Origin of the sequence: Sphingomonas sp. CCH15-F11 (assembly GCF_001557005.1) — a bacterium.
In the GTDB taxonomy this organism is placed as follows: Bacteria; Pseudomonadota; Alphaproteobacteria; order Sphingomonadales; family Sphingomonadaceae; genus Sphingomonas.
Genome location: NZ_LSKG01000106.1, coordinates 23,094 through 40,094 on the forward strand (window position 1 = coordinate 23,094; position 17,001 = coordinate 40,094).

The window sequence follows — 17,001 nt, forward strand, 5'->3', positions numbered from 1 at the left end:
GTCACAAACGCCCCCTCTTCTCGCTTCGCAAAAGCATTGGTTCGCGATCGTCGCATTAAAGTGGGTTAATCGCCAGACGCCCGTCGCGAATGTGACAAGATCGACCGTGCTCTTGTGTCGTCCCGCACATTCTTTAGTAACCCCGCGATGGACCGTATCCTCATCCGCGGCGGCAACCGCCTGACCGGCCGAATCGCCATTTCGGGCGCAAAGAACGCGGCGCTCACGCTGATGCCGTGCGCGCTGCTGACCGACGAGCCCCTGACGCTGCGCAACCTGCCGCGGCTCGCCGACGTCGACGGTTTCGGCCACCTGCTCAACCAGCTGGGCGTGTCGACCATGGTCGAGGGCGCGCACCCGACCGATTTCGGGCGGGTGATGACGATGCGCGCGGCGCGGCTGACATCGACCGTCGCGCCCTATGACATCGTGCGCAAGATGCGCGCGTCGATCCTGGTGCTGGGGCCGCTGGTCGGACGTGCGGGGGAGGCGACGGTGTCGCTGCCCGGCGGCTGCGCGATCGGCAACCGTCCGATCGACCTGCACCTGAAGGCGCTGGAGGCGCTGGGCGCGGAAATCGAGCTGGCCGCGGGCTATGTGAAGGCGACCGCGCCGGGCGGGCGACTGCCGGGCGGGCGGGTGACCTTTCCGATCGTGTCGGTCGGCGCGACCGAGAATGCGCTGATGGCCGCCGTGACCGCGCATGGCGGGTCGGTGATCGAGAATGCGGCGCGCGAACCCGAAATCGTCGACCTGTGCCGCTGCCTGGTCGCGATGGGCGCGTCGATCAGCGGCATCGGGACGGAGACGCTGGAGATCGAGGGGCGCGACCGGCTGCACGGTGCGACCTATCGCGTCATGCCCGACCGGATCGAAGCGGGCAGCTATGCCTGTGCCGCTGCAATCACCGGCGGCGCGCTCGACCTGGTGGGCGCCGAGCCGGCGGACATGCGCGCAACCATCGCCGCGCTGGTCGAGGCGGGCGTGACGGTGGAGCCGCGCGGCGATGCGTTGCATGTCGCCGCCAGCAACGGCATCGGGCCGCTGACGCTGTCGACCGCGCCCTATCCGGGGTTCGCCACCGACATGCAGGCGCAGTTCATGGCGATGCTTTGCAAGGGCAAGGGTGCCAGCGTGCTGACCGAAACGATTTTCGAGAACCGCTACATGCACGTGCCCGAGCTGGCGCGGATGGGCGCGGACATTACGGTCAAGGGACGCTCGGCGGTGGTGCGCGGCGTCGACCGGCTGGTGGGTGCGCCGGTGATGGCGACGGATTTGCGCGCGTCGATGAGCCTGATCCTTGCGGGATTGGCGGCGGAGGGTGAGACCCAGGTCAGCCGCGTCTATCACCTCGACCGCGGCTATGAGCGGCTGGAGGAAAAGCTCCAGGCGGTCGGTGCGGACATCGAGCGGGTTGGCGATGGGTGAACGCCCGGCCGGCGGATAAGGGTAATCGCGCGAAGGCGCAAACGCGCGAAGGGGTTTCTCACGGAGGCGCAGAGGACGCCGATACGCTGAAATTCCGTGCGTCGCCCCGGCGAAGGCCGGGGCCTTTAGCCATTTATGCGCCCGCCCGCGGGCAGTGAGGTTCGATCCCGGATGACCCAGAGGCCCCGGCCTACGCCGGGGCGACGCAGATGGATATGCGTTCGACCACGCCTTTGCGCGATCCCCGTCTCCGCGTCCTCCGCGTCTCCGCGTGAACCTCCCCTTCGCGCCTTCGCGCCTTCGCGCGATTGACCTTCTGGCCTACGCCGTCCGCTCCGGCACTTCGGCGGCGTCCTGGGCGATCACGCTGTCGGGGGCCATCGCTTCCCACGGGAAGATGAACCAGTCCTTGGTCACCGCGCGGTCGATGGTGCGGGCGGCATATTCGACGCGCTGGCCGGAGCGGATATTGTCGAGCAGGGTGGCGAAGCGCACATGGTCCATCACCGCCCCCTTGGCGGCCAGCCGCGCGCGCAGCCGGGCGATCGTCCCGCCCGTGTCATTGATGTCGTCGAGGAACAGCAGCGTCTCGCCCTCGCGGGTGCGTGCCGCCAGCCGGTCGAGCGGGGCTTCGGAAAAATCCTCGACCTTCGACGAATAATCGACTGACAGCGTGGCGAGGCCCGTCGCGTGGCTGAGATAGACGCCGGGGGCGAGCCCGCCGCGGCCGATGCCGATGATGAAGTCGGGTCGCCAGTCGCCCGCCATCAGCGCGTTCGCCAGCGTGCGGACCAGCGCGGCGAACTCGTCATGCGGGATGGGCGTAAATACGGGCATCAGGCGTGCGCCGATGCATAGGCGTCGATCGCGGCGAGATGGCGGTCGACGTCCGCGGGGTCGAGGAAGCTGCCGGTGAAGCTGTTGCGGGCGAGCTGGACGAGCGCGGCACGGTCGAGCCCGCGCGCTTCGGCCACCGCGCGGTAGTTATCGGCGACATAGCCGCCGAAATAGGCCGGATCGTCCGAATTGATCGTGGCGCGGAGGCCCGCGGCGAGCATCCGGTCGATCGGATGATCCTCCAGCCGGTCGACGACGCAGAGCTTGTGGTTGGACAAGGGACAGACGGTCAGCGTCATGCCGTCGCGCGCCAGCCGCTCGACCAGTTCAGCGTCCTCGAGGCTGCGATTGCCATGGTCCAGCCGGTCGATGTGGAGCAGGTCGAGCGCCTGGCGGACATAATCGGGCGGCCCTTCCTCGCCGGCATGGGCGACGCGCTTGAGGCCGAGTCCTGCGGCGGCGGCGAAGACGCGCGCAAACTTCTCCGGCGGGTGACCCAGCTCCGACGAGTCGAGGCCCACGGCGGCGATGTGCGACAGCCACGGCTTCGCCTGTTCGAGCGTCACGAACGCATCCGCCTCGTCGAGATGGCGCAGGAAGCACAGGATCAGGCGTGACGTGATGCCGTGCGTTGCCTGCGCCTCGGCACAGGCGGACAATAGCCCGCGAATTACCGTGTCGAACGCGATGCCGCGCGCGGTGTGCGTCTGGGGATCGAACATCAGCTCGGCATGCACCACGCCGTCGCGCGCCACCCGGTCGAAATAGGCCATCGCCAGGTCGTGGAAATCACGCTCGGTGATCAGCACGCCCGCGCCCTGGTAATAGATGTCGAGAAAGTCCTGGAGCCGGGTGAAGCTATAGGCGGCGCGCACCTCCTCCACGCTGGCGAACGGGATTGCCACACCGTTGCGCGCGGCGAGTTCGAACATCAGCTCGGGCTCGAGGCTCCCCTCGATATGCAGGTGCAGTTCGGCCTTGGGAAGGCCGGCGATGAAAGCGTCGAGATCGGACATGCAGCGACTGTGCTGCATCGCGGCGGGGGCGTCAAATGGCGGTGGAGCAGGACAGATGCCAAGCCGTCGCCCCGGCGCAGACCGGGGCCGCTGGCCGAATTGAACCTGTCGCGCCAGAGCGTAGATCGTTCGTTGCGCGAACATTGCCAGCGGCCCCGGCCTGCGCCGGGGCGACGTGCCTGTTCCCACGCTACTTCGCCGCGGCTCCGCGCGAAACGCCTCCGCGCGGCTCCCCCAGCCCGCTCACACCGCGGTCAGCGCCTGGTCGAAATCGGCGATCAGGTCGTCCGCGTCCTCGACCCCGATCGAGATGCGGACGAGATTGTCGGTGATGCCCAGCGCCTGCTTGCGCTCGGCGGGCACCGACAGGTGCGTCATGCCGGCCGGGTGGCTTGCCAGCGTCTCCGTCCCGCCCAGCGACACGGCCAGCTTGGCGATCTTGAGCGCGTCGAGGAACGCGAACGCCTCCGCCTCGCCGCCCTTGAGGTAGAGCGAAAAGGTCGAGCCCGCGCCCGTGCAGTGGCGGCGATAGATGTCGGCCTGGCGCGCATCCGCACCGCCCTCGAGGAAACCGAGATAGCCGACGCGCTCGACCTTCGGATGGTCGCGCAGGAACGCGCAGACCTTTGCCGCATTCTCGCCCGCGCGGCTCATGCGCAGTTCCAGCGTCTCCAGGCTGCGCAGCAGCATCCAGGCGGTGTTGGGGTCACAGATCGTGCCGATCGTGTTGCGCATCAGCCGGATGGTGTCGATGTGCGCCTTGCTGCCCAGCACGCCGCCCGCAACGAGGTCCGAATGGCCGCCGGCATATTTGGTCAGCGAATAGACGACGATGTCGGCGCCGTGCTTCAGCGGCTGGTGCCACAGCGGGCCGAGGAAGGTGTTGTCGATCGCGATCGGCGGCTTTTCGGCCGCATTGGCGAAGATCGCGTCACGGCTGGCGGCCACCGCCTCGACATCGACCAGCGCGTTGGTCGGATTGGCCGGGCTTTCAAGGTAGATCAGCGCGACGCGGCCCGATGCTGCCTTGCCCAGCACCGCGTCGATTTCCTCGCGCGTCGCCCCGGCGGGGAAGTCGAGCCAGTGCACGCCGAAGCGGCCCAGGATACGCGCGATCAGCGTCTCGGTCGCGGCATAGAGCGGCCCGGAATGGACGATGGTGTCGCCGGGGCGGACCATCGACAGGAACAAAGTCGCGATCGCCGACATGCCGGACGAAAAGGCCAGCGCATCCTCGGCTTCTTCCCACACGCCCAGCCGGTCCTCCAGGATTTCCTGATTGGGTCCGTTGAAGCGCGAATAGACGAGGCCCTCGGCCCCGCCGGGCCGCTTGCCGGTCACGCCCTCGAAATGGCGCTTGCCGGCGGCAGCGTTCGGAAAAACGAAAGTCGAGGTGGCGAAGATCGGCGGCTTCAGCGCGCCCTCCGACAATGCGGGATCGAAGCCGTGCCCCATCATCAGCGTCGAGGGCTTGAGCTTGCGCCCGCCCAGTTCGACGATGTCGGGCTTGGGGCGGCGGCGCGGGGTGACGCCGGTCAGCTCGGCTTCGGTGGGTTTGGTCATCGGGAAGAAACTCCGGCAGCAGGTCGCCCGTCTGATGCGGGCCAATGCGCCGGCTCTACCCGATGATTGCCGGGTGGGGGAGGGGGGTCACAACGCGATCAGGCTGATCTGCCGCCCATAATCGGGCTCGCCCCGGTGCGTCGCGCGGCGAAAGCTGTAGAAGCGGTCTTCGTCCACATAGGTGTCGAGCCCAAGCAGCTCGACCCGCCGCAACCCGGCGGTGGCGAGCCGGTGCGCGACATAGGCTTCCAGGTCGAACTGCGCGTGGTCCGGCCGCCCGGGGGAAAAGAAGCGATCATTCGCCGGGTCCTGATCGCAAAACCGCGCGACGAAGCCGTTGTCGACCTCATAGCTCGCCCGCGCAATGCACGGGCCGATCGCGGCGACGATGCGGCCGCGATCCGCGCCCAGCGCCTCCATCGCCGCGATCGTCGCATCGGTGACGCCGGCAATCGCGCCTTTCCACCCGGCATGCGCCGCGCCGATCACACCCGCGTCAACATCGGCGAACAGCACCGGCGCGCAATCGGCGGTGAGGATGCCGAGGGCGAGGCCCGGCGTCGCGGTGACCAGCGCGTCGGCGCGCGGGCGTTCGGCGGGCACGTCGTCGACGGTGACGACATCGGCGGAATGAACCTGATACACCGTGACCAGCGCCGCCCCCGGCGCGACCGCGGTCAAGGCGCGGCGTCGGTTCTCGGCAATCGCCTCCGGATCATCCGCGCTGCCCAGCCCGACATTCAGCCCGGCGACGATGCCGGTCGACACGCCTCCCCGCCGGCCGAGAAAGCCGTGGCGCATGCCCGCGAGCGCCGGCGCGCGGATCACGTCGACACTCACAGCGCCAGCCGCATGACGATGTCCTCGTCCTCATGGTTGCCGACCTTGAAGACATAGGGGCCGACTGCCTCGAAGCCGTAGCGATCATAGAAGCGCCGGGCGCGGTGATTGTCGGTGAAGACCGAGAGATAGAGGTCGCTCGCGCCGCCGGCCCGCGCGGTATCGATCACCCACGCCATCAGTTCGGCCGCAGCGCCCGAGCCCTGCCAGGGCTTGAGGATATAGAATTGGCGCAGTTCGATCGAGGGACCGCGCGGCTTGAAGGGCAGGCTGGGCGGGCCGACCTTGGCATAGGCGACCGCCGCACCGTCCGCCTCGCCGACCCGAACGCGAAATGCGGGGTCGGTCAGCTCGTCATGCCAGCGTGGCGTGCTGTGCCCGGCCAGGAACAGCGCGAGGTCGTCGGGATGATAGAGGTGGCCGAAGGTTTCGGTGAAGCTGTCGCGCGCCAGTCTGGCGAGCGCCGGGGCGTCTTCGGCCACCGCATCGCGAAAGACGATCGTCATGCAAACCCCGCGGGTGCGGGCCAGCCCGGCGCGGTGACCGCCAGCCCCTTGAACAGCGCGCCCATCTGATCCGGCGCGACCAGGCGATTGCGGTCGGCGGCGATCTGGTCCGCGCGCTCCGGCGCGGTGCGGGCCAGTCCTGCGGCGCGCGTGTCGATGCCGAGCGCGACGAGCAGCTGCCCCTGATCGACCGGGCCGTAGGCGAGCGCGTCTTCGGCCCGTGCCGCCTCCGCCAGCGTCGCGAAATCGACATGCGCGGTCAGGTCGCGACTGCCCGGCTGCTCGAACGGATTTGCAAAGGCGTGGCCGGACACGGCCTGAAGCGTATCGCCGATCGCCGGACCTGAATAGCCATAGTCGAGGATGATCGCCGCGCCGCCGCCCGCCACCAGCCGACGGGCGAGCCCGCGCATCGTCGCCACCGCGGCGGGCGAGGTTTCCAGGATATCGCCGGGCTGCGCATCGCCAAAGGCGGGTGGCACCACCGCGTCGAAGCTGTCCCTGCCCGTGATCGGCAGAAAGAGCGTGTCCTGGCACGCGACCAGCCGTTCGCGCCAGCCATCGCCGGTGCGGATCAGCTGGCGGATCGGGAGCGCGTCGAAAAATTCGTTGGCGACGACGATCAGCGGCAGGTCGTCGGGGACGCTGAACAGGTCGATATGCCATTCGGCACCGGGCACGCGTTCCGCCTGTGCCGCGCGCAGGACCGGGCTCGTCTCGATGAAATGAACCGGCGGGGTCAGCCCGACCGTCGCCATCGCGCGCAGCGCGTCGGCGGCGAGCGTGCCGCGGCCGGGCCCATATTCAACATAGCGCAGATCGGGTCGCCCGGCGCGATCCCACAGGTCGGCGAGCGCAAGGCCGATCAGCTCGCCGAACATCTGGCTGATTTCGGGTGCAGTGGTGAAGTCGCCCCGCGCACCCAGCGGATCGCGCGTCGCATAATATTCGGCGTTCGCCGCCTGCATGAACTGCGACAGCGGGATCGGACCGGCCAGCGTGATCGCGCGGGCCAGGCGGTCGGGCAACGTGCCTTCGGCGTCGGACGACACGGCCGCGCGCGCCTTCAGGCGATGCTTTCCTGGCCCGCGACGGCCTCGACGCGGTGGCGTCGCGACCTGGCGGTGGCGATCAGGAACACGCCGCCCGCGATCATCGGCAGACAGAGCAGCTGGCCCATATGGATCGTCGTGGCGAAGAACGTGCCCTCGAACTGCTGGTCGGGTTCGCGGAAGAACTCGACGAAGAAGCGGGCGACGCCGTAGCCGAGCAGAAAGATGCCGACCAGCCGGCCGGGCTCGTAGCGCGCACGGGTTCGCCAGAAGAAGAAGGCGAGGACGAGAAACAGCACGATGCCCTCGAGCCCCGCCTCGTACAGCTGGCTCGGATGGCGCGCGGGATTGAGCCCGCCCGCGACGGTGCGCGGAAAGACGATCGCCCAGGCGACGTCGGTCGGCTTGCCCCACAGCTCGCCATTCACGAAATTGGCGATACGACCGAAAAACAGGCCGAACGGGACGACGCATGCGACATAGTCATGGACGCGCAGCCAGTTGAGCCCGTGCTTGCGCGCCAGCAGCATGATCCCGATCGAGGTGCCGATGACGCCGCCGTGAAAGGACATTCCGCCATCCCACAGCCGCAGAATTCGGATCGGATTGGCGAACAGGTCGGGCGCGTAGAACAGGACATAGCCAAGCCGCCCGCCCAAGATGATGCCGAGCGTCGCGTAGAAGACGAGGTCGTCGGCATGACGCCGCGCCATCGGCGCGCCCGGCTGGTCGAGCAGCTTGAGCAGATACCACCAGCCGATCAGGATGCCGGCGATATAGGCCAGCGAATACCATTTGAGCTGGAAGAAGCCGAGGTCGAGCGCCACCGGATCCAGCCCGAGATCGGTGAATTGGAGATGGCCGGTGCTGGCGGCGAGCAGGGGCAGGATCAAGACATAGGCTCCGGCAAAGGGCGATGTCGCCGCTTTACCGGGCTGTCAGGTCAAACCCAAGCGCTTATCCGCATGCCGGTACCGGCAAAGGCGGGTCAGGCGGTGACCTGATCGCGCGCTTCGCGCGCGGCGCGGGCGGTTTCGACGCGTTCCTGGCGCTCGGCCATGCCGATCCAGGCGGCTTCGGCACGCAGCGCGCGATCGCGGACATTGGCGAGCGTTGCGTTCTCGGCTTCGGTACGCGCGCGTTCGGCCTGTTGGCGATAGGTGAGAACGGTCATGCGGGCCCTCCTTCTTGGGTGCGCGCGAAAAGTGCGGGCAGGGTCAATGGTGACAACGCACCAGTGGCCGGATGGTTCGATCGGAGGGGCCGGACGCGCCGCGGACGACGCGCCCGGGACCGGATCAGTCCGCAGCCTGCAGATTGACCGCGCTGGTGCGACCGCGCTTGTCCTGCTCCAGCTCGTACGAAACGCGCTGGTTCTGGTTCAGCGTCGCCATGCCGGCGCGCTCGACCGCGGTGATGTGGACAAAGGCGTCCTGGCCACCATTGTCAGGGGCGATGAAGCCATAACCTTTGTCGCTGTTGAAAAACTTGACGGTTCCGACGGTGCTCATGTTCATTTCCTTCATGTTGTCGGCCGCCCGGACGTCGAGCGACCTCGCGCTGCAAGGGGCAGGGAAAGAAGGAATGAGGGGCCGCAAAGCTCCAAAAGACCGTCGATTTGCGACTGTAGCGCCCGCGATATGGGCGCGATCGGGCAAAATAGCAAGCTGCAGTGCCGTGACCCGCCAAAAAAGAAACGGGCGCCCGGTATCCCGGACGCCCGTCGATCGGGATATCGATCCGTCGATCAGCCGGAATAATACATGTCGTATTCGACCGGGCTTGGCGTGGTTTCGAAGCGGATGACGTCGTTCCACTTCAATTCGGCGTAGGCTTCGATCTGGTCCTTGCTGAATACATCGCCCTTCAGCAGGAAATCATGATCCTCCTGCAGCGCAATCAGCGCCTCGCGCAGCGAACCGCAGACGGTCGGCACGTTGACCAGCTCGGCGGGCGGCAGGTCGTAGAGATTCTTGTCCATCGCCTCGCCGGGATGAATTTTGTTCTGGATGCCGTCCAGGCCGGCCATCAGCAGCGCCGAATAGGCGAGATAGGGGTTGGCGAGCGCATCGGGGAAGCGGAATTCGACGCGCTTGGCCTTGGCCCCGGTGCCATAGGGGATACGGCACGACGCCGAGCGGTTGCGGCTGGAGTAAGCGAGCAGCACGGGTGCCTCGAACCCCGGCACCAGCCGCTTGTAGCTGTTGGTCGTGGGGTTGGTGAAGGCGTTCAATGCGCGCGCATGCTTGATTACGCCGCCGATGAAATACAGGCACATGTCCGACAGACCGGCATAGCCATTGCCCGCGAACAGCGGCGTGCCCTTGTCCCAGATCGACATATGGGTGTGCATGCCCGACCCGTTATCGTCCTTGATCGGCTTGGGCATGAAGGTCGCGGTCTTGCCATAGGCCTGTGCGACCTGGTGCACGACATATTTGTAGATCTGCATCCGGTCGGCGGTGGTGGTGAGCGTCCCGAAGGTCAGGCCCAGCTCGTGCTGCGCCGCGGCGACCTCGTGGTGGTGCTTGTCGCAGGGCAGGCCCATCTCGATCATCGTCGAGACCATCTCGGCACGGATGTCGACCGCGCTGTCGACCGGCGCAACGGGGAAATAGCCGCCCTTGGCCCGCGGACGGTGCGCCAGGTTGCCGGCTTCATACGCCTTGCCCGAATTGGTTGGCAGCTCGATGTCGTCGATCTTGAAGTAGCTGGTGTTGTAGGCGGTTTCGAACTGGACGTCGTCGAACATGAAGAACTCGGCCTCGGGCCCGACATAGACGGTGTCGCCGATCCCGGTGTTCTTCAGATACGCCTCGGCCCGCTTCGCGGTCGAGCGCGGGTCGCGGGCATACAGCTCGCCGGTCGACGGCTCGACAATGTCGCAGAACAGCACCAGCATCGGCGTGGCCGAGAAGGGGTCGACATAGACCGCGTCGAGATCGGGGCGAAGGATCATGTCCGACTCATTGATCGCCTTCCACCCTTCGATCGACGACCCGTCGAACATCAGGCCATCGGTCAGCTCATCCTCGCCGAGCACGCCGGCCACCATGGTCAGGTGCTGCCACTTGCCCTTGGGATCGGTAAAACGCAGGTCGATCCACTCGATTTCCTGGTCCTTGATCATCTTCAGGATCGTGCCGGCGTTATTGGCCATCTCAATTCATCCCTTTCGTCTGGAAAACCGCTTGCCGCGAATCGCACAATGAAATTGCGGCCGACGCGATATGTCTCACAAGAATGCTGCGCCGCGTCAAATCGCGTCGTTGTCCCGTTCGCCGGTGCGGATGCGCAACGCGGTCTCGACGGGAATCACGAAGATCTTGCCGTCGCCGATGCGGCCGGTCTGCGCCGAGTTTGCGATCGCCTCGACCACGCGGTCGGCCAGCCCGTCCTCGATCACCACCTCAAGCTTCACCTTGGGCAGGAAGTCGACGACATATTCGGCACCGCGATACAGTTCGGTATGTCCCTTTTGTCGCCCGAAGCCCTTGGCTTCGGTGACGGTGATGCCGCTGACGCCGACTTCGTGCAGCGCTTCCTTCACCTCATCGAGCTTGAACGGCTTGATGACGGCCTCGATCTTCTTCACGCGCTGACCCCTCGTGATGTGCTTGCCCCGGTGACTGCGCAGCCATGTTACAACAAGCGTGCCAGCCATGCGAGGCGCAGTTTCGTGCGGTGCCGTCGCGCCGGGCAGGCGTCATCATTGCCTAGCAATTAGGCAGGCGCATCGGGATGCACGCCGATCAAGCAGCCGGCGTGTCGTGCACCGACGCCATGGCCAGCACCGCCTGCGCGCGCTTCAGGTGCGGCAGGTCGAACATCGCGCCGTCGATCCCGATCGTGCCCGCGCCCGGCGCGGCGGCAAAGGCGGCGACGATCCGCTGCGCCTGTTCGATTTCGGCGGGGGAGGGACTGAATGCCGCATTGATCACCGGCACCTGGTCGGGGTGGATCGCCATCATGCCGCGAAACCCGGCCCGGCGCGCCCGGGCGGCGACCCGCGCCAGGCCGTCGAGGTCGCGAAAATCGGCGTGGATCGTCTCGATCGGGGCGACGCCCGCCGCCGCCGCCCCCGCGAGGCACAGCGCACGGAACAGCTGGTAGGGAAAGTCGTACTCGCCCGTCTCGTCACGATTGCCCGTCGCGCCGAGCGCGGTCGCGCTGTCCTCCGCGCCCCAGGTGAGGGCGGCAAGCCGCGGCGTGCCGGCATAGTCGCCGAGGCCGAACAACGCGGGTGCGGTCTCCGTCGCGATTGCAATCACCGCGATGCCGCCCGGCGGCAGGCCGGCGGCAGCTTCGAGCGCGGTGAGATAATGGTGCAGCCGGTCGGCGTCGGCGCGCGTCGCCTTGGGCAGCATGATGCCGTCGGGCCGCGCCGCAACCACTGCCGCAAGGTCCGCCAGCGCGTGCGGGCCGTCAAGCGGGTTGATCCGCACCCATTGCGGCTGGGGGCGGGGGCCGGCGCGAAGATGTTCGGCCACCGCGGCGCGCGCAGCGGGCTTGTTGGCTTCGACGACCGAATCTTCCAGGTCGATCAGGATCAGGTCGGCGCCGCTCGTGCCCGCGCGCGCGATCTTGCGCTCCGAGTCGCCCGGCGCGAACAACAGCGAGCGGGCAGTAAGGGCTTGCGACATCGGGGCTCCGCGGAAGGTGTGGCTCACCCCGCGACATGCCCGTTCGGCGGCGTCGGGAAAAGGGTCAAACGTGTCGCGGGCGCGGGGCGGCGACCGCGATCACGCGGTGACGCAGCGCCAGGACCTCCATCGCGAGCAGGGCGGCGGAAAGCGCGATCAGATCGACGATCCAGTCGTCCAGGCTGGCGACGCGGCCGATCGCCATATAGCCCTGGACCAGTTCGATCGCTGCCCCGAACCCGGCAAAGATCGCAAATTGCCGCCATGGCGACAGCCGGGGCCAGCCGATCGTCGCGAGCACGGGCAGCACCAGAAAGGCGAAGCCGTGGCGGACCGTGTCCGATTCGACCATGCCCGCCCATGGCGTGACGGTCAGCGCGAGAAAAAGGACTGCCGCCAGGGCCAGCACAAACGCGAATTTGAAGATCTGCAACAGCATGACGTCGCCTTCGCAGATGCGGAAGAAAAGGCCAAGGGCCACGTGACGGCCGGGCCAGTTCTTTGCCCGGCCGGTCGCTTCAGGTCACGTGCAATGGCGCGTCGCCAGGACACGCGATCAACAGGTCGGCACCGTCGGCGGCGTCGATCCGCGTCGTCCCCTCAAGCAACAGGCATTCGCCCGCCCGCCAAGCCAGCGTGTCCGCCTTGCCCGAACCGGTGATCGGGACCAGCCATCCTTCACGTCCCGGCGGAAGGTGGAGGGTGCGGTCGCCCGCCGACCAGCGTTCGAGCACGAATTTGGGGCCGGGCGAGAGCAGGGTACGGCCCCCGCCGAGGGCGATCGGCGTCGACTGCGCGACGAAGGGCCGCGCGTCGGAAACCGCGACGCCGTCCTCCAGATGCAGCTCGCGCGGGCGGCCATAGTCGTAGAGGCGATAGGTCAGGTCGACATTCTGCTGGACCTCGATCAGCGTGATGCCGGCGCCGATCGCGTGGACGGTGCCCGCCGCCGAATAGAAATAGTCGCCCGCGCGCACCGGCTTCCAGTCGAGCAGCCCTTCGATCGATCCGTCGAGCGACGCGGTGCGCAGTTCATCATGCGAAAGCGGCTCGCGCGTGCCGAGCGCGATCGTCGAGCCGGGCTCGGCGGCCAGGATGAGCCACGCTTCGTCCTTGCCGCGCGGATAGCCGGCGCGGCGGGCGCGATCGTCGTCGGGATGGACCTGGACCGACAGCCGTTCGCTGGTGAAGAGATATTTGACCAGAAGCTCGAAATTCCCCCCTTCGGGGTCCTGAAACCAGGCCTCGCCGACTGGTTCGCGGTCGGGCGCCGGATCGGCAAAGCCGGGCCAGAGCCGGTGGCGTCCCCATGGCTTTTCGACCAGCCGGGTCGTCATCGCGCGTGTGCTCATCTCATGTCTCCGACGTTTCGCACCTTGGCGTGCGCGATATGAACGGATCAACCGCCTGTCGAGTTCGATCGCGCAATCACGCGGCGATCAGGCGAAGAATCCGGTCGGCATCCGCGCGATGACAGATCAGGAAGTCGGGCACCGACGGCTCGGGCTGATTGTAGCGGATCGGCGACCCGTCGATGCGCGAGACGTGCAGACCCGCCGCCATTGCGACCGCGGCAGGGGCGCAATTGTCCCATTCATACTGCCCGCCCGAATGGAAATAGATGTCGGCGGAGCCCATCAGGATCGCCATCGCCTTCGCTCCCGCCGATCCCATCGGGATCGTCTCCGCATCGAGCGCCTGGCACAGCGGGCCGCATGCATCAGCCGGACGCGTGCGGCTGACGACCATGCGGCGGCGCGGGGCGGGTTCGGGCAGGGGAAACGGCGGATCGCTGGCGAAGACGCGGCCGAGCGCGGGGAGCGCCACCGCGCCGATTGCGGGGCGACCCTCGATCGCCAGTGCGACGTGCACCGCCCAATCGTCGCGCCCCTCCGCATATTCGCGGGTTCCGTCGAGCGGATCGACGATCCAGACCCGGCTGCGGTCGAGCCGGGACCGATCGCAAACGCGTTCTTCCGACAGGATCGCGTCGTCGGGGCGCGCGCCGGCGAGCAGCTGGTGGATCAGGTCGTCGGCGGCGCGGTCACCCGCCGCGCCGAGCGCCGGACCCGCCAGTCCCGACGTCCGCCGCAGGTCCATCAGCAGTGCGCCCGCCCGTTCGGCGATATCCCGTGCAAGGGCGACGTCGCTTTGCGCGCCAGCGGTCAAATCACCGGACTCCAGATGCCGATGATCGAATCGACGATCTGCTGGGCGGCCTCCTCCGCGCTCTGGCGGGTGGTATCGATGACGATCTCCGCCGCTTCGGGCCTTTCATAGGGGCTGTCGATCCCGGTGAAATGGGCAATCTCGCCCGCGCGCGCCTTGCGATAGAGCCCCTTGGGATCGCGGCCCTCTGCCACCTCGATCGGCGTGTCGACGAAGATTTCGATGAACGCGCCGGCCGGCAGCATCGCGCGCACCAGGTCGCGTTCGGCCCGGAAGGGCGAGATGAAGGCGGTCAGCACGATCAGCCCGGCATCGGCCATCAGCTTGGCGACTTCGCCGACGCGGCGGATATTCTCGATCCGGTCGGCGTCGGTGAAGCCCAGGTCGCGGTTGAGCCCATGGCGGATATTGTCGCCGTCGAGCAGGTAGCTGTGCTTGCCGAGCGCGTGGAGCTTCTTTTCGACCAGGTTGGCGATGGTCGATTTGCCCGAACCCGACAGCCCGGTGAACCACAGCACGCGCGCGCTTTGGTGCTTCATCGCGGCGCGCGCCTCGCCCGTCACCTCGATCGACTGCCAGTGGATATTCTGGCTGCGGCGCAGCGCGAAGTCGATCATCCCGGCGGCGACGGTCGCGTTGGTGATCCGGTCGATCAGAATGAACCCGCCCAGGTCGCGATTGTCGCGATAGGTCTCGAATGCGATGTTGCGGTCGACAAAGACCTCCGCGATGCCGATGTCGTTGAGGCTGAGCGTCGCCGCCGACAGCTCGGCCATGGTGTTCACGTCGATGACCGCACGCGGCGGCTGGACGGTGGCGCTCAGCATCCGCGTGCCGATCTTCATCCAATAGGACCGCCCGGGCAGCAGCGGCTCGGCATCGAGCCAGACGATCCGCGTCATGAACTGGTCGGCCAGCTGGGGCGCATCATCGGCCGCGGCGATGACGTCGCCGCGCGAACAATCGACTTCGTCGGCAAGCGTCAGCGTCACCGACTGGCCTGCGACCGCGACATTCAGGTCGCCGTCGAAGCCGACGATGCGCGCGATCCGCGTCTCGCGTCCCGAGGGGAGGATGCGGACCGGATCGCCGGGCCGCACACGGCCGCCGGCGATCATCCCGGCAAAGCCGCGAAAGTCGAGATCGGGGCGATTGACCCATTGCACCGGCATCCGAAACGGCCGGGCCGCGGCGCTGTCGCTGTCGACCTCCACCTGCTCGAGATGCTCGATCAGCGTCGGCCCTCGATACCAGGGCATGGCGTCCGACGCCGCCGCGATATTGTCGCCCGCCAGCCCGGAAATCGGGATCGCGGTGAAGTCGGCGATGCCGATGGAGGCTGCGAATGCCCGATAATCGGCAACGATCGCGTCGAAGCGCGACGGGTCATAGCCGACCAGATCCATCTTGTTCACCGCCAGCACGATGTGGCGGATGCCGATCAGGTGCGCGAGGAAGCTGTGCCGCCGCGTCTGGGTGAGCACGCCCTTGCGCGCATCGATCAGGATGACGGCGAGGTCCGCGGTCGACGCACCCGTCACCATGTTGCGGGTATATTGTTCGTGCCCCGGCGTATCGGCGACGATGAATTTGCGGCGTTCGGTGGTGAAGAAGCGATAGGCGACATCGATGGTGATGCCCTGTTCGCGCTCGGCGGCCAGCCCGTCGACGAGCAGCGCGAAATCGATGTTCGCGCCCTGCGTGCCCACCCGGGCGGAATCAGCTTCCAGCGCGGCGAGCTGGTCGTCGAAGATCATCTTGCTGTCATAGAGCAGGCGGCCGATCAGCGTCGACTTGCCGTCATCGACCGACCCGCAGGTGATGAAACGCAGCAGCGACTTTTGCTGATGCGCGGCCAGATAGGCGTCGATGTCCTCCGCGATCATCGCGTCGGGGGCGTAGGCGGGGGCCGTCGCCATCAGAAATACCCCTCCTGCTTCTTCTTCTCCATGCTGGCGGCCTGGTCATGGTCGATCGCACGGCCCTGACGTTCCGACGTCGTGGCGAGCAGCGTTTCGCGGATCACGGCGGTCAGCGTATCGGCGGTGCTTTCGACCGCGCCGGTCAGCGGGTAGCAGCCGAGCGTGCGGAAGCGGACCGAGCGTTCGACCGGCACTTCCCCGGGGGCGAGGCGGAAGCGGTCGTCGTCGACCATCAGGATCATGCCGTCGCGAACCACCGTCGGGCGCGGCGCAGCAAAGTAGAGCGGCACGATCTCGATATTCTCGGCCAGGATGTACTGCCAGATGTCGAGTTCGGTCCAGTTGGACAGCGGGAAGACGCGGATCGATTCGCCGCGCGCCTTGCGGGCATTATAGAGGCGCCACAGTTCAGGACGCTGCGCCTTGGGGTCCCAGCGGTGATTGGCGGTGCGAAAGCTGAAGACGCGCTCCTTGGCGCGGCTCTTCTCCTCGTCGCGCCGCGCGCCGCCGAATGCCGCGTCAAAGCCGTATTTGACCAGCGCCTGTTTGAGCCCCTCCGTCTTCCACATGTCGGTGTGCAGCCCGCCATGGTCGAACGGGTTGATGCCGCGCGCCTTGGCCTCCGGATTCTGGTGGACGAGCAGTTCCATCCCCGCGTCCGCCGCCGCTTTTTCGCGCAGCGCGTACATCGCGCGGAATTTCCAGGTGGTGTCGACGTGAAGGAGCGGGAAGGGCGGCGGCGCGGGATAGAACGCCTTTCGCGCCAGATGCAGCATCACCGCCGAATCCTTGCCGATCGAATAAAGCATCACGGGCCGTTCGGCCTCGGCAACCACTTCGCGCAGGATGTGAATGCTCTCCGCCTCCAGCTGCTGGAGGTGGGTCAAGCGCCGATTCGCCGGCGTGGAATCCAGTTGGAGATCGACAAGCGCCATATGCGAGCAGGTGGCCCCGGCGCCCCGATCATGAAAGAAGGAATTGCTGCGCGGCCGTGCAGATCTGCTTTAGCCGCCGCCGACGCA

At 67.2% G+C, this 17,001-nt stretch carries 18 protein-coding genes; 1 reads left to right on the forward strand and 17 read right to left on the reverse strand.

From position 1 onward, the window contains the following. Window positions 1-147: 147 nt before the first annotated feature. Window positions 148-1,431: a UDP-N-acetylglucosamine 1-carboxyvinyltransferase gene (gene murA / locus AX709_RS09545; protein WP_066549091.1), complete on the forward strand. Its 1,284-nt coding sequence runs from the start codon at window positions 148-150 to the stop codon at window positions 1,429-1,431. A gap of 321 nt (window positions 1,432-1,752) precedes the next feature. Here murA and AX709_RS09550 read toward each other — a convergent pair whose 3' ends face one another. From AX709_RS09550 to cysD, 17 genes are all read right to left on the reverse strand, one after another. Continuing rightward, window positions 1,753-2,268 carry a phosphoribosyltransferase gene (locus tag AX709_RS09550; RefSeq protein ID WP_066549092.1) on the reverse strand — a complete coding sequence of 172 codons (516 nt, stop codon included), beginning with the start codon at window positions 2,266-2,268 and terminating at the stop codon, window positions 1,753-1,755. Continuing rightward, complete coding sequence (locus AX709_RS09555; RefSeq protein ID WP_066480493.1) at window positions 2,268-3,284, reverse strand: adenosine deaminase; 1,017 nt, start codon at window positions 3,282-3,284, stop codon at window positions 2,268-2,270. Before AX709_RS09555 ends, AX709_RS09550 begins: the two co-directional genes overlap by 1 nt. Before the next feature lie 243 nt (window positions 3,285-3,527). Next, on the reverse strand, window positions 3,528-4,847 hold the full coding sequence (locus AX709_RS09560) for a cystathionine gamma-synthase family protein (RefSeq protein WP_066480496.1): 1,320 nt from the start codon (window positions 4,845-4,847) through the stop codon (window positions 3,528-3,530). Between the two features lie 87 nt (window positions 4,848-4,934). Beyond that, entirely contained in the window at window positions 4,935-5,648 is a 714-nt protein-coding gene (pgeF, locus tag AX709_RS09565) for a peptidoglycan editing factor PgeF (protein WP_066549171.1), read from the reverse strand. 35 nt (window positions 5,649-5,683) lie between these two features. Further along, complete coding sequence (locus tag AX709_RS09570) at window positions 5,684-6,193, reverse strand: GNAT family N-acetyltransferase (protein WP_066549093.1); 510 nt, start codon at window positions 6,191-6,193, stop codon at window positions 5,684-5,686. Further along, complete coding sequence (locus tag AX709_RS09575) at window positions 6,190-7,161, reverse strand: class I SAM-dependent methyltransferase (protein WP_082731733.1); 972 nt, start codon at window positions 7,159-7,161, stop codon at window positions 6,190-6,192. Before AX709_RS09575 ends, AX709_RS09570 begins: the two co-directional genes overlap by 4 nt. Before the next feature lie 98 nt (window positions 7,162-7,259). Next, window positions 7,260-8,138, reverse strand: a complete 879-nt coding sequence (lgt, locus tag AX709_RS09580) for a prolipoprotein diacylglyceryl transferase (protein WP_066549096.1) — start codon at window positions 8,136-8,138, stop codon at window positions 7,260-7,262. A 95-nt stretch (window positions 8,139-8,233) separates the two neighbouring features. Further along, window positions 8,234-8,419 (reverse strand): hypothetical protein, encoded by a 186-nt coding sequence (locus tag AX709_RS09585; protein ID WP_066480502.1) that lies wholly within the window; start codon window positions 8,417-8,419, stop codon window positions 8,234-8,236. 124 nt (window positions 8,420-8,543) lie between these two features. After that, complete coding sequence (locus AX709_RS09590) at window positions 8,544-8,756, reverse strand: cold-shock protein (RefSeq protein ID WP_066480633.1); 213 nt, start codon at window positions 8,754-8,756, stop codon at window positions 8,544-8,546. Window positions 8,757-8,992: 236 nt separating this feature from the next. Continuing rightward, window positions 8,993-10,405: a type I glutamate--ammonia ligase gene (gene glnA / locus AX709_RS09595; RefSeq protein ID WP_066480503.1), complete on the reverse strand. Its 1,413-nt coding sequence runs from the start codon at window positions 10,403-10,405 to the stop codon at window positions 8,993-8,995. A gap of 96 nt (window positions 10,406-10,501) precedes the next feature. Beyond that, the gene (locus tag AX709_RS09600) at window positions 10,502-10,840 is read right to left on the reverse strand and encodes a P-II family nitrogen regulator (RefSeq protein WP_066480505.1); all 339 of its coding nucleotides are present in this window, start codon (window positions 10,838-10,840) and stop codon (window positions 10,502-10,504) included. A gap of 157 nt (window positions 10,841-10,997) precedes the next feature. Continuing rightward, window positions 10,998-11,888, reverse strand: coding sequence for an HpcH/HpaI aldolase/citrate lyase family protein (locus tag AX709_RS09605; protein WP_066480506.1), 891 nt, complete (start codon window positions 11,886-11,888; stop codon window positions 10,998-11,000). A 64-nt stretch (window positions 11,889-11,952) separates the two neighbouring features. Then, window positions 11,953-12,327 (reverse strand): hypothetical protein, encoded by a 375-nt coding sequence (locus tag AX709_RS09610; RefSeq protein ID WP_066549097.1) that lies wholly within the window; start codon window positions 12,325-12,327, stop codon window positions 11,953-11,955. 79 nt (window positions 12,328-12,406) lie between these two features. Next, window positions 12,407-13,240, reverse strand: coding sequence for a class I mannose-6-phosphate isomerase (locus AX709_RS09615; protein WP_066549098.1), 834 nt, complete (start codon window positions 13,238-13,240; stop codon window positions 12,407-12,409). Between the two features lie 76 nt (window positions 13,241-13,316). Then, window positions 13,317-14,057: a 3'(2'),5'-bisphosphate nucleotidase CysQ gene (locus AX709_RS09620; RefSeq protein ID WP_066549099.1), complete on the reverse strand. Its 741-nt coding sequence runs from the start codon at window positions 14,055-14,057 to the stop codon at window positions 13,317-13,319. Further along, entirely contained in the window at window positions 14,054-15,976 is a 1,923-nt protein-coding gene (cysN, locus tag AX709_RS09625; protein WP_066549101.1) for a sulfate adenylyltransferase subunit CysN, read from the reverse strand. Before cysN ends, AX709_RS09620 begins: the two co-directional genes overlap by 4 nt. Further along, complete coding sequence (gene cysD / locus AX709_RS09630; protein WP_066549105.1) at window positions 15,976-16,914, reverse strand: sulfate adenylyltransferase subunit CysD; 939 nt, start codon at window positions 16,912-16,914, stop codon at window positions 15,976-15,978. Before cysD ends, cysN begins: the two co-directional genes overlap by 1 nt. Window positions 16,915-17,001 lie beyond the last annotated feature (87 nt).

What these genes read in the sequence shown, in the direction of transcription:
- murA (WP_066549091.1), top strand. Translation starts at nt 148, where the DNA reads ATGGACCGTATCCTCATCCGCGGCGGCAACCGCCTGACCGGCCGAATC.
- AX709_RS09550 (WP_066549092.1), bottom strand. Translation starts at nt 2,268, where the DNA reads ATGCCCGTATTTACGCCCATCCCGCATGACGAGTTCGCCGCGCTGGTC.
- AX709_RS09555 (WP_066480493.1), bottom strand. Translation starts at nt 3,284, where the DNA reads ATGTCCGATCTCGACGCTTTCATCGCCGGCCTTCCCAAGGCCGAACTG.
- AX709_RS09560 (WP_066480496.1), bottom strand. Translation starts at nt 4,847, where the DNA reads ATGACCAAACCCACCGAAGCCGAGCTGACCGGCGTCACCCCGCGCCGC.
- pgeF (WP_066549171.1), bottom strand. Translation starts at nt 5,648, where the DNA reads ATGCGCCACGGCTTTCTCGGCCGGCGGGGAGGCGTGTCGACCGGCATC.
- AX709_RS09570 (WP_066549093.1), bottom strand. Translation starts at nt 6,193, where the DNA reads ATGACGATCGTCTTTCGCGATGCGGTGGCCGAAGACGCCCCGGCGCTC.
- AX709_RS09575 (WP_082731733.1), bottom strand. Translation starts at nt 7,161, where the DNA reads ATGCAGGCGGCGAACGCCGAATATTATGCGACGCGCGATCCGCTGGGT.
- AX709_RS09585 (WP_066480502.1), bottom strand. Translation starts at nt 8,419, where the DNA reads ATGACCGTTCTCACCTATCGCCAACAGGCCGAACGCGCGCGTACCGAA.
- AX709_RS09590 (WP_066480633.1), bottom strand. Translation starts at nt 8,756, where the DNA reads ATGAGCACCGTCGGAACCGTCAAGTTTTTCAACAGCGACAAAGGTTAT.
- glnA (WP_066480503.1), bottom strand. Translation starts at nt 10,405, where the DNA reads ATGGCCAATAACGCCGGCACGATCCTGAAGATGATCAAGGACCAGGAA.
- AX709_RS09605 (WP_066480506.1), bottom strand. Translation starts at nt 11,888, where the DNA reads ATGTCGCAAGCCCTTACTGCCCGCTCGCTGTTGTTCGCGCCGGGCGAC.
- AX709_RS09610 (WP_066549097.1), bottom strand. Translation starts at nt 12,327, where the DNA reads ATGCTGTTGCAGATCTTCAAATTCGCGTTTGTGCTGGCCCTGGCGGCA.
- AX709_RS09615 (WP_066549098.1), bottom strand. Translation starts at nt 13,240, where the DNA reads ATGAGCACACGCGCGATGACGACCCGGCTGGTCGAAAAGCCATGGGGA.
- cysN (WP_066549101.1), bottom strand. Translation starts at nt 15,976, where the DNA reads ATGGCGACGGCCCCCGCCTACGCCCCCGACGCGATGATCGCGGAGGAC.
- cysD (WP_066549105.1), bottom strand. Translation starts at nt 16,914, where the DNA reads ATGGCGCTTGTCGATCTCCAACTGGATTCCACGCCGGCGAATCGGCGC.